Here is a 12,318-nt window from a genome sequence, read left to right on the forward strand (position 1 = left end):
TCCTGCATCCGGACTTGCCCGGAGAACTTCGCCAATTCTCTGTCGGTAATCAGCGCCATCGGGCGATGTGCCTAAACTGTCGATGGCGTCCGCCACTCCCAAAAGGACGGCCTGGCGTACTCCTTCACGAATCCAAGCGAAGAAACTCATCGGATCAACCTCCTTGGTCCTGTCATAGTTTTGTCGACGGTCGACGCTTTTGCTTTCCCGTTACTCCGCACCGACGGGATTGGGAAGAGAGGAAAGTACCAATTCTTCAAATATTTTGCCAGCGTGATTTTCGCGGAATAGGTTGCGGCGCATATGCCGGACCCATCTAAAGAGGGGTATCTTTTGATTGGCGCAACGATGTTACCATTTTGCGGGAAGGCTGGGTGGAAAGGGCAACCCGGCCTTGGGTGCACCAGCCGGAAAGGGCTTCGCTGCTTCGCTCAACGACACACTTTCGCTTCCGATATGGTTTTTCCCATATTACCAAATAGGTGTCGAAAATAAATGGAAAAAGTTTTCCGCATAGGCGGCCGATAATGAATGTGCCGTCATTGTGCCCAGTCTCCAGTGCGCGATTGATCGCCGATAGGAAGCGCTTTGCTGCTCTTTGGTCTATGGCCCATCCAAGGCTGGTTGCAATTCTGGAATGCCTCAAGTCGGCCCGCGAGGAGGTTGAGGCCTCCTTCCAAAGAACTTTCGACCAGAGCTTCAAACTAGGTGACTTAGACAAGACGCAATCACTGGAGGGACAAAAGGGTGCGCTGGCAAGAGCGACATCCGGACGGGGGCTGTCGATAGAGTTTCACTTCAACCTTTTCCGCGTCGAGATTTTCCTGGCCGACGAGGCGGAGGTTATTCCGAAATGGGCCGACGACCCTGATCCGACGGGAAAGTCCAAGCTGGCGACTCTTGCCCAGGAACTTGGCATACTCCTTTTTCCCGCTGAGTGGCCGCTGCGGGAGAGTACTGCCCGAGTTGTTTCGACATCTTCCACTGAGAGAAAACCACCGGAAGACGCGCCCGGAATTCTGGTGGCACTGAGCGTTGGCGACCGCGAGTTGCCGATGTTCATTTGGCTGTTGGAGGAGGAAGCTGTAGGGCGAACCGCGGGGAGTCCGCAGACACCGTCTCGGGAACAGCCCGCCTCCGCCGAGCATTCGGCCGGGGGCAAAAGCGGGGTAGGGGGGTCAATCCAAGCAGGTGCGGCCAACCAGGGAGGTCACTCTTCGCGGGCCAGGATGCTGCCACTTCTAACCCGGAGCCTTCTCAAAATCAGGCTACCCGTTGAGGTGATTCTGGCTCGTACCCGGAAGCCTCTTGCCGAGATACTCCAACTGGCCCCGGGGACGATCATCCAGTTCAACAAATCGTGTGATGAACCCCTCGAGCTCGCCGTCAACGGTTATGTCATCGCCCGAGGAGAGGCGGTCAAAGTGGGAGATAAATTCGGCCTGCGAATTCTGGAAATGACGTTACCACCCGAACGGTATGTCGTTCTCTCGGGGCGAACTTCCTCCCGAACCGAAGACGCCCGATCACTCTCCATCACTAAATAGGCGGGCTGTGCCAGAGGGCCGGACATCTTTGCCAGGGACGCGGGCTGTTTCGACACAGATCTCGAAACAGTAAATTGAAGGTTTGCTGCAAGTCAATTTGGGTTCATTCCGTTTTCGGAGCCTGGCACCTGTACGAGGTTAGCGGCATAACACCCATTCCGGCGCCGCGCCTTGTTGGCATTTCACGATTGGGAGTTAATCGGAAAGAGGATTACCGGCGTGCGTATTTTCGTGCTCGACAATTACGATTCCTTCACCTACAACCTTGTGCAACGGTTAGGCGAAATTAATCCCGAGTTGGACATTGCTGTAGAGCGCAACGATCAAACAACTGTTGAACAGATTGAGCGGTGGAAGCCGGATCGGATCATCATTTCGCCGGGCCCGTGCACGCCTTCAGAGGCCGGGATATCTGTCGAATGTGTCCGGTATTTTGCCGGACGGGTCCCGCTTTTGGGCGTTTGTCTGGGCCATCAGTCCATTGGGCAGGCGTTTGGTGCAAGGATCGTCCGCGCCAAACGGCTCATGCATGGCAAGACTGATTTGATCTACCACGATCAGAAGGGGTTGTTTGAGGGGATCGAGAACCCCTTTGTGGCCACCCGTTACCATAGCCTGGTGATCGAACCCGAGTCGCTCCCCGAATGTTTTGAGGTCTGCGCATGGTCCTTTCTCCCGGATGGCAGCCGTGAAATCATGGGCATTCGGCATAAAGAGTATCCTCTTTTCGGGGTGCAATTCCATCCGGAGAGTTTTCTTACCGCCGCCGGCCCTGCTATTCTCGAAAGATTCCTCATATTGGGCGAAACAAATGTGAAAATAGGCTGATGATTCCCGGAGGTTCCAAGAGAGTGGAGTCGGCCAAGATGGGCCGCAGTAAGGAATCCGCCGATAGAAATTCCCGTCAGCGTTTTTCGGGCGAATCGAAGGTCTCATCCGAGGAGCATCAGGTTGGTAGAAAGTTGCCGGTTTTGACCGCGGGACGACGAACGTCGCTCCTGGCGGCAATTGGGGCCATTTTGTTGTGGATGGCGCTTCCACCTCTCCAGATAGCGCCTTTGGCATGGCTGGCACCGTGCTTCTGGTGTGCACTGATCGCGTGTCCACGGTCCCTGAAAATTCGAGAGTATCTCATTCTGGCGGCAGTCGGATTTCTCTTTTGGATGGCCGCTCTTCACTGGCTTCGTCTGCCTCATTGGGCGACGAGCTTTGGTTGGGTGGCCCTCTCGTTTTACCTCGCCTGGTACCTGCCCAGTTTCGTGGGGTTCAGCCGGATTGGCGTGCACCGCTTTCGGATTCCTTTGCCGCTTGCGGCTGGCACCGTTTGGGCGGGATTGGAGGTGGCACGAGCGCATTTACTCACGGGTTTTACCATGGCAAGCCTTGGACACACCCAATACCGATGGCTCAGCCTGATCCAGATAGCTGACCTGGTTGGGACGTACGGCGTGGGTTGGGTCATGATTTTTGTTTCTGGCTGCCTTTATCTGGCAGCTCGGCGTGTGGCGGAATTCAGATGGGCTTTGGCTTATCGGAGATCGGATCAGGCTTGTTCGGATGGAACCTTTTTAAAAACCCCCGCTCGACAGCTACTGAGCGCGAGTTGTCCAATTGTGGCGGCAGGCGTAGTCCTTGGCGCGGTCGTGCTTTACGGCCATTACTGTTTGCAAGTCCACGCAGCGACACCACAAACTTCGACCGTGCGAGTGGCCCTCATCCAAGGTTCACAGGATATTCGCTTGGAGGACGGCGACGAAAAACGCGAACGTATCCACCGTCACTACCTTCAATTGGCTTTCCTGGCCGCCAGGCAGTACCGGAATCTTGACCTCATGGTTTGGCCGGAGACTGTCTACGGCGGCGTGTTGATCGACGCTGACTCCCACCCCGCTCTCCCACCTGAATGGCTCGCCCAGCGGAAGACCGGTGAGGAATTTCTGAATCAGCTTATTGCGGCAAAGCGAAGCAGTGAAGCGGCAATGGAACGCCTCGCGTATGAGCTTGATTCTCGGCTGATTCTAGGTGTCGAGACGGTCGCTTATACCAAGGGGGGAATTCGCTATTACAACTCGGCTGCGTTTGTCGGCAAGTGTTCCTCGGATGAGGTTTCTCCAAAAACCGAAAACATTCCCGACGCCAATGAGTTGGAAAACTTATCCACCTCCGCTCAGGTTTCGGAAGGGGCGTCTTCCCAGAACCTCAATAGGAAACCCTATTGTTATCTGGGACGGTACGACAAGATGCACCTCGTGATGTTCGGTGAATACGTCCCTTTCGCCGAGCAATTTCCCCTGATGCGGTACCTCACGCCATTGAGCACGAATACGACGCCGGGTAAACTGCCCCGGGCGTTTTCGGTCCGTGGGGTGCGGTTCTGTCCCAACATTTGCTACGAGAGCGTTATTCCGCATCTCATTCGGGAGCAAATTCTCGAGCTGCGAAAGCTTGGAAGCGAACCGGACGTGCTTGTCAACTTGACGAACGACGGATGGTTCTGGGGATCAAGCGAACTCGATATGCACCTGATATGTGGTGTGTTTCGAGCGGTGGAAACCAGAAAACCGTTCCTGATCGCGGCGAACACGGGCTTTTCAGCGGTGATTGATGCGACAGGCCGAATCCTTTCCCAGGGCCCTCGCCGGGACGTGGCGATTCTGGTGACCGAGGTCGGGAAATCCGGTTTCCACAGTTGGTATTTGGATCACGGAATTATTCCAAACAGTATCTTCTTGTTTGCTGTTGTCCTGATGATTGCGGCCGAACTTCTCCTATGGGTAATCAACCGATGGTGTAGACGGCCGCGCCCGTGAAAACTCACGGCTCGAAATCGGCGATCTGCCCCCGATGAGACCACCCAAATGGTTAGACCTCGGGCTTTACTGTTCGCCTTGCTCGGATTCGGCCTGCTGGGAGGAGGATTCTTCTTTGGCCGAGGCCTGGGCGGGTTGAGTCGGTTGGTCAGGCTGCTCTGACTGCGCCTGAGTTTGCGGTTTCGAGGATTCGTTCTGTTCTTTCACGTCTTTGTGAGACTTAGCCGATTCTTCCTGCTGGCTGGCGGGTTGTGAGGAATGATCTTTGGTTTCTGTTTCCGCACGCTGTTTGTTGGCTTCCGCAGGTTGCGGCTTTTCGCTCAGTTTTGCCTTCACGCCGTACTGATGGACCAGCGTGCCGCCGAGGTGCGCTGTGTGGGCAAGATACAGACCAGCCGCAACCATAGCTACTAAAAACACCAGGGAGATCGGGATACGAACGACCGCCTTACCAATCGACGGGAATGTCAACGTAAGAAGCACGAAGACCGCGTAGGCAATGGTCACACCAAGGTATATGTTCCGTGTAAGCAGGGCATACTCTTCATGTTCTTCCATCACGTCGAACATTTCGTCGGGGCCTTCCTCGACGATATCGCGAGCGGCCAGTCCGGTGGTGGTTGCCAGGAAAGCCCCCGCTGTGCCCATAGCAAGCAACAACACAGCCGAGATTGCGAATCCCTGCCAGCGTGGCGCGAAGATCAGCCCGAGAAGCACAAACACGGGGGCCACCAGCAGGAGGGCAATTGGAAAGTGAACCACTAAGACGTGCATTCCGGGCCAGGGAATGTCCGTGGGAGGCAGAGGCGGCAGACTTAACCCCAGATTCACCGCAAACATGAGTGCATCTCCTTCGACAACCAGACTGTTTGTGTTTTACGTTTCTTGACGAGCCCGGCACTTTTTTACGATTGAAGCTGATGGCTGTCAAGAGTGACCTGGCAGTTTTTGGTTGGGCGTTGGCTTATCGAGATTCATTCCAGTTGCTCCGGCTTTCCTGACACTGATTCAGGAGATCGGATATTTTCTCCGTCGTAAGCGGTGCGTGAGAGCGAAAACACCACGGGAAAAGAAAAGTGCTTCTGAAGTTGTCCGCAGCGCCGCTAAGAGGGGTATCAGTGTTCGAAAAAAACCGCTTTAATCCTCAATCGGCCGGAGGGTGGTTATCCAAAGAAAGGGTTTGCCTGCGTCATCCACTCGTACTTCTCCCTTTAGTTTCGCCTGGAACAGGCTGCGGCTGATGACCTGACTGTATGTGGTCTTTGTTTGCGGAATGCTGATCGATGTTTTTTCCAGATCGATGCCGTATCGTACCATTGCTGGATAATCGAAAAGGGCCACAAGTCCAAGCCGCGATTCAATAGACGCCAATACAGTACGAATATTGACGTTTTGAATGTTGACATTGAGAAACTCCAAAAGTTGCGGGACAGCTTTGCTTTCACCCTCTTCCGGAGACCATCCCACCGGCCAGCAGGCCACGTTGGGACCGCCGCGGACAATCCAGTATTTGATCCCCTGCACATCTCCTCGAGGTACAAGCGCGAGGCCGTCGTATCGCAAAAGATACGCCAGAACCGTTCCAGTAGCTAAGGTTTTCAGTTCCTCACCAATTTCATGGGATGAGAGACGGGATTTCGCCCGTTCATCCCAGACGACCGGGTTATGCAATTTCGCAAGGAGTTGGTCCACGATTTCGCGGCTATCGCGGGCTAGTGTGGAAATTGCGACTGGTTGGGCGAGATCCTGTTTCACCAACTGGAAGCGGACCAGATCTAACCCAAACGCCACCGTCTTGGGGCGAGACTGGGACGGTCCGCTGGTTCGCAGGTCGTCGATCCACCGCACGAAACCCGATAACTGTCGAATTGAAAAGCGTGCTCCCGGCACGACAAGCTCATTCGAGTTGTTGACAATCCCGATCACGTGGTAGGTGGGTTGGGGCGAGGTGGGGAGTACTTCCACGTTCGGATGATCTGACGGAAACGCCGTGCGGATTCTGACACGCGTGACTCCCAGGCGCGAAAGTTCACGAGCCCATTCCTGTTGAGTAAATGGCGGTAACCTGGGATCGACGGCCAACTCGATTTCGACCTCGGGTTGCTGGAACCCACTGTCAGCGCAAACAGCACGTCCCAGGCCAAAGAGCAATAAAAGTGTTAATGCTGTTATGAAAATGGCCGTTTTCACAATACGGTTCCGCGGACTTTTAATCGCCCAAATGCTCGACTGGGACGAGCCGTTTTTCGTCCGCCGAGGAATCATTCCAAGTTTCAGTTCAGAACACATCATGGAGGCGATCATTCTCGACAGCACGGTTGGCACCTCCTCATGGCGAAGGGTCAACATTTTCGGAGGACGGTTTGGCGCCACGACGCGTCCCTTTTTGGGGTTTGTCTTGGGCGGGTTCAGTAGCCTTGGCGGATTTCAGGACCGCTCGAATCTTTGCCAGGCGTGCTTGGAGCTCTTTTTCAAAACCTCGATCGGTGGGATGGTAATAGGCTTTGGCCACCCCGAGGTAATCTTGAGGTGCAATCCCGTCCTCAAAATCGTGGGCGTATTGATAACCAACCCCGTGGCCCAACTGCTTTGCCCCGGGGTAGTTTGCATCGCGGAGATGCACAGGGACCGGCAGGACCCGATTCCCCCGGATATCCGCGATCGCATCGTCAATTGCGACGATGACTGCATTCGACTTCGGCGCCAAGGCAAGATAAATCGCCGCCTGAGCCAGGTTCAACCGGCATTCGGGGAGACCAACCATTTCACAGGCGTGGGCTGCTGCAACGGCGAGCGTCAGGGCGGTCGGGTCGGCATTGCCGATGTCTTCACTGGCCAGGATCATCAGCCGACGCGCGATGAAGCGCACGTCTTCTCCGGACTCCAGCATCTTAGCCAACCAGTAAATCGCGGCGTCGGGATCGCTTCCCCGAATGCTCTTGATGAACGCGCTGATGGTGTCGTAATGCGCGTCGCCAGCGCGGTCATAAACGGCTGCCTTGCGCTGGAGGGAATCCTCTGCCAATTGCCGCGTGAACCGTAAAGGAAACTTTTCGGAAGAGAGCACGCCTACTTCCAGGGCAGACAGCGCACGCCTGGCGTCGCCGTCGCAGGCATGGGCAAGAAACTCCAGCGCGTCCTCGTCCATCATGACCTCATAGTGGCCGAGCCCGCGTTCCTTGTCTTCCAGGGCACGGCGGATCAGAACCTTGATATGCTCAGGGGAAAGCGGCTGAAACTCGAAGACCCGACTCCGACTAATAAGGGCGCTTGTAATACTGAAAAAAGGATTCTCTGTTGTCGCGCCCACCAGAACAATGACGCCTTCCTCCACGTGAGGGAGAAGCACCTCCTGTTGCGCCCGGTTGAATCGGTGAATCTCATCGATGAATAAGACGGTTCTCTGACCAGTCGCCGTAAGACGCCGGTAGGCCTCGTCGATAATTTCCCGGAGTTCTTTGACGCCGGCGGTCACCGCGCTGATTTGACGGAAGACGCTCCGTGTTTCTGTGGCCAATAATCGCGCCAACGTGGTCTTGCCCGTTCCTGGCGGTCCGTAAAAGATTACGGAACCCAGGCGGTTCGCTTTAATGAGACGTCTCAATAATTTGCCTTCGCCCAAGAAGTGCTCCTGCCCCACGAACTCCTCCAGCGTTCGCGGGCGCATTCGGGCCGCCAGAGGTTGGACATCACGTCGACGGGCCTGGTCCTCAGCGTCGAAAAGGGACATTGAATGTTTTACCAAGACATAACCACAAAACCACAGGTTAGTCACTTATTAGACGCAGACGTCTTCAAACCAATTTCAAGACAATAAAGGCCGGGATGCCGTAATCACAGAGGCTCGTACGGTCCGCCCTCGGGAAGATAATCTCGTAGGGGACACTCTTCACATCGAGGGTGTTTTTTTCGGCAATACTCTTTTCCCAATTTTACCAACAGGGCGTGAAACTCATTATAGAGGGCCGTGTCTGGTTCCAGTTGGTTTTCACAATACTCCTTTAAGGTGTGATAATCGATGTCAAAATCCACCCACCCATGGCGGGCGAATATTCGGTGTGTGTAGGCATCGACCACGAATGTCGGCAAATTTCCGGCATACAGGAGGATTGAATCGGCAGTCTCTGGGCCTATACCGTTAATGGCAAGCAATTTTTCGCGGAGTTGCTCAAGAGGCGTGCGAAACATTCTCTCCAGCGAGCCCCCATAATCTTCGATGCAGAATCGCAGAAGATTTCGCAGCCGACGTGCTTTAATGCGATAATAACCGGCGGGTCGAATCAGCTCCTCGAGTTCTGTCTCCGGCACGGCATAAAGAGCCTTCGGGTTTGTCAGGCCAGCCTCGCGAAGCCTCTCGATAGCCTTCTCCACGTTGGACCAGGCCGTGTTCTGAACCAAGACGGCTCCAACGAGCACCTCGAACGGCGTTTCTCCAGGCCACCAGTGCTGGGGCCCGAAACGTTCGAACAATCGCTGGAAAATCTCGTATAGAGATACGTCCTCGCCCATTATTCCGTGTATTCCGTGCGCTTCAGTCGGGAGAATTGTGCGAGTTTGTTCAAGCCGATCCTGTGCCGAGCCATTTCTTCTAAGGTCGGTGAAGGGATCGGAACAGCCGCTGAAAACGATTGGTTCGGGAAGACAATCGTTAGCCGCTTCCCGAGTGTTTCCGGTCATCACCCGTTATTTTTTTTCAGGATACCAACCGGACCACAAAGGAAAATGAGGGGCAACCCGCTGGGGCCATGGTCTGGCGGCAAAAGAACATCATGATGTACCTTCAAATCCAGGATCCAAAAAGGGTCAAGGCCATGTCCGCTAACGTGCCAGACAGAAGATTGGTCCCGGTACTTCCGTACGCTTTCACGGATGGGATATTCCGTAACCTCACGTTCCAGCCCGAGGTCGAAAACATCAGTTCGTCACCGATTGCTTTCAGGTAGTCGATGCCGGGACTGTCAAACAGCCGGGCCTGGTCCTGGCCTGAGGTTCCGCCTTCGACAAAGACCGCATCAAAGGCTTTTGCCCGACGATAGGTATCTTTGCCCATGGCAATTGCTTGCCGGTCGCGTAGAGTCCAGGTGGTCGCGGACGCCCCCCCTGACAGATAGGCCGTGTCCTGACCCCCCGCCGTGGCGTACCCATGGACGTAACGAAAACCTTCTACCGTATGACGGAATCCCGGCCCTTCCATCCATGACACCTGCGGTGCGCTGACAAACGTATCATTCCCAACGGAGTCCCAGAGTTCGGCAGCGTCTGCTCCACCATTGACAGAACGGGCAGTCACCTCCTCGAACGAGTTCAGTATTAAGTTAAAGCTGGGGCCGCCGAAGACTGTTTTGCCCGGCCAGGAACGCAATCGATCGTCACCCGTCGAGTCGGCAAGCTCGGCTTTGTCCCAGCCGCTTCCTCCATCCACGGTCACCTGTACGATGCCTCGGGCTGTGATGGTGCTTCCGCCCGTCGAGAAGTTAAACCATCGCGGCGCGCTCACGAAGTAGTCTTGTCGAGCAGATCCGGTTAAATAAGCCACATCCATGCCGCCATTTCCGAATGCTTCAACGGTCTTGAAGAATTTGGCTCGGGCGAAAAATCGGTCTCCCCGAATACTCACCCAATTAGAGTTTCCTGCCAGAATTTCGGAACTCGTTGATCCGAACAGTTGCGCCACATCATTTCCCCCATTTCGGCTGTATGCGTGCACATAACGAAAACCTTTTACCCGATGGTAAAACCCTGGTCCGGTTAACACCGAATAGTCGGGACGGGCCACAAAGCGGTCGTCACCCTCTGAATCGAAGAGGTGCGCGACATCCGTTCCTCCGGCCCGGCTGTAAGCGTGCACGACGGAGAAATCGTCCACGTTAATTTCAAAGCCCAGACCACGCAATTGGGCGGAACCGGGCTGACAGACAAAAACATCGTCGCCGGGAGAGTCACTTAGCTCAGCCGTATTATTTCCGCCACCAGCGCGGACGCGCACGAGTTCGAACCCGGAAGCAGATACCGTTGCCGTGGCACCGGATACCCAAATACCACCGGGTCTGCCGCGGAGATACCAATCGTTATCGTTCAGGATCAATGTGAGATTGTCGTTGCCTTCCAAACCATTTGCGCTGATTGTGAGAGGACCCCTGCTTCCAGCGAGCTGGTTTGTGAAGTCATACTGAATGCCGTTTATCGACAGAGTTAGTCCGTGCTGTAGAGACACTTCAATTTGATCGTCGCTGGAGGTACCGTAAATCGTGACACTTCCGGGGTGAACTTCCACCAAATTGATCAAGCGAATTTCGCCGTCGAAACCGTCGACAAGGAGGTAATATTCTCCTCCTGCCAGCACGTTCCAATCGACTTGGTGCGGCTCTGCTGAGAGTGCATGGCTGGCGATTAGTTGTCCCTGCGCGTTAAAGAGCGAAACACACGTGCTGGGAGAGGCTGTTGAGTTGGGCACCGCCAACGAGAGCGGGCCGTCGTGGCTGGCCATGAATTTGTAAAGCTGCGGCCGAGAACCATCGACAAAAATTGATTGCTCTGTGATTTTACCCAAGTCAATCGCAGTGGACGGAATCTCTGAAATGGCGAGATCAACGCCTGTGCGCCGTTCTCCTGGGCCAAGTGAAACGGTTACCCCAGGGTCCGCGGCAGTTGGCCACGCCGATGCGGATATTGCGCAGCGCACAGTGTAATCTCCGGCCGCGAGGCCGCTAAAGCTATATTCCCCGTTAGAATCCGTGACGGTGTACGGTTCTTCATAAGAAAATGTCAAGGACCACCCGTTGAGCGTGCCCGTATCCCAGGGCATGGTATCAGAGACTTCAAGCGACCACGTCCCGTCTGCACGGTCGTCTTTCAGAAGACTCAAGGGATCGACAGGACGAAAAGTTCCCGTGAACGGTGCAGCGGCTTCCAGAATTGACCGTTTTGCTGAGTCGTCAAACACAGTGTCGGTGAAGTTATCTCCCGAACCGCCTGCATTGGCGACGAGTGTGACGCGCTTTCCAGTGGGGCTTATCAGGGTGATCCGCAAATCGGCATCGTAAGTGTGCGAAATATTGATCGAAACAGTAAGGTTATGAACTCGTCCCACACCGGAAACCAGCAACTGGGAAATGATGGTTCCGTTGTCTTGAAGACGAACCGGTGTATTTTGAGTGAAACTCTGTGATCCATGATCCCATTGGCCGTCACCATCCAGGTCGAGATACACGAGCCGGTTGGACATTCCGATTTCGTTCGCGTCCCGCTGCCCGTTTCTGTTTTGATCCTGAAATACCATACCGCTAATGAGGGATCGTTGGGGAGGGACCCAATCTCCCGTCTGGAGAGCCAGCTCGGGGTCACCGAACAAAGTCGAAGTAAAGTGGATCCAACGGTAAGCACCGCCAGCACTCAAACGGAAGAGGTTGTCGAGTTTTGAATCCATCAGTGCTTCACCGATTCGCACTTTATGTTCGTTGAAGACTGCGTCGAAAAAGGCCAGGGCGTAGTCGTGGCTGCCACCGGGCGCGTTGCCCGGCACGTACCAGCCATATCGAGTGTTCATGACAACCGCCACTGCGCCATGGGGAGCGATAACGTGCTCTTCGGCAATGGCCACATCGCGAGTGTCGAAAGACCCGGCATCGCAACCCTGCGAATACATGACGTAAGGAAAAGCGTTGCTAAGTGCAGCCACTTGAGAAACGGTCATTCGCGCGACGTAGGTGGAATTTGCGTGACCTAAATGGTGGACAATGTTCGGCGAAGAGTTTAACGCAGTGATAATTTGAGTGGTGGTCCACGCCTGAGTGTCCGAATCATACAGGGTCTGTACCTGCCAATCTGCGGGAATTGTTTGTTGCCGAATGATTTCGTTGGAAATGGATCCCTGGGTGATGCTGTCAAGCTTTTCCCCCAGAAGTAGGGCGGTCGTGGGATTGGGGTGGCGTGTCGTTTCGTACAAAAGTGTTTTGGCTACA

General features: G+C 54.8%; 8 protein-coding genes. 3 read left to right on the forward strand and 5 right to left on the reverse strand.

Going from position 1 to position 12,318, the window contains the following annotated elements; genetic code table 11:
- The first annotated feature begins 527 nt into the window (after positions 1-527).
- The 3 genes from ABJK56_RS19795 (at position 528) to ABJK56_RS19805 (ending at position 4,357) form a co-directional block, all read left to right on the forward strand.
- Positions 528-1,547 (forward strand): FliM/FliN family flagellar motor switch protein, encoded by a 1,020-nt coding sequence (locus ABJK56_RS19795; RefSeq protein WP_347246417.1) that lies wholly within the window; start codon positions 528-530, stop codon positions 1,545-1,547.
- A 225-nt stretch (positions 1,548-1,772) separates the two neighbouring features.
- Positions 1,773-2,375, forward strand: a complete 603-nt coding sequence (locus ABJK56_RS19800) for an aminodeoxychorismate/anthranilate synthase component II (RefSeq protein WP_347246429.1) — start codon at positions 1,773-1,775, stop codon at positions 2,373-2,375.
- Positions 2,376-2,413: 38 nt separating this feature from the next.
- Positions 2,414-4,357: a nitrilase-related carbon-nitrogen hydrolase gene (locus ABJK56_RS19805; protein ID WP_347246418.1), complete on the forward strand. Its 1,944-nt coding sequence runs from the start codon at positions 2,414-2,416 to the stop codon at positions 4,355-4,357.
- 66 nt (positions 4,358-4,423) lie between these two features.
- On the opposite strand, the gene ABJK56_RS19810 is transcribed toward ABJK56_RS19805, so the two are convergent.
- From ABJK56_RS19810 to ABJK56_RS19830, 5 genes are all read right to left on the reverse strand, one after another.
- A complete protein-coding gene (locus tag ABJK56_RS19810) occupies positions 4,424-5,197 on the reverse strand; it encodes a DUF2231 domain-containing protein (RefSeq protein ID WP_347246419.1) in 774 nt (257 codons plus the stop codon).
- A gap of 297 nt (positions 5,198-5,494) precedes the next feature.
- Positions 5,495-6,673: a hypothetical protein gene (locus ABJK56_RS19815; RefSeq protein ID WP_347246420.1), complete on the reverse strand. Its 1,179-nt coding sequence runs from the start codon at positions 6,671-6,673 to the stop codon at positions 5,495-5,497.
- 13 nt (positions 6,674-6,686) lie between these two features.
- A complete protein-coding gene (locus ABJK56_RS19820; RefSeq protein WP_347246421.1) occupies positions 6,687-8,087 on the reverse strand; it encodes a replication-associated recombination protein A in 1,401 nt (466 codons plus the stop codon).
- Positions 8,088-8,191: 104 nt separating this feature from the next.
- Entirely contained in the window at positions 8,192-8,866 is a 675-nt protein-coding gene (locus ABJK56_RS19825) for an endonuclease III domain-containing protein (RefSeq protein ID WP_347246422.1), read from the reverse strand.
- A 271-nt stretch (positions 8,867-9,137) separates the two neighbouring features.
- The coding region (locus ABJK56_RS19830) for a C25 family cysteine peptidase (protein WP_347246423.1) at positions 9,138-12,318 on the reverse strand (3,181 nt) is incomplete at its 5' end.

It is taken from the genome of Thermogutta sp., from assembly GCF_039793925.1.
In the GTDB taxonomy this organism is placed as follows: domain Bacteria; phylum Planctomycetota; class Planctomycetia; order Pirellulales; family Thermoguttaceae; genus Thermogutta.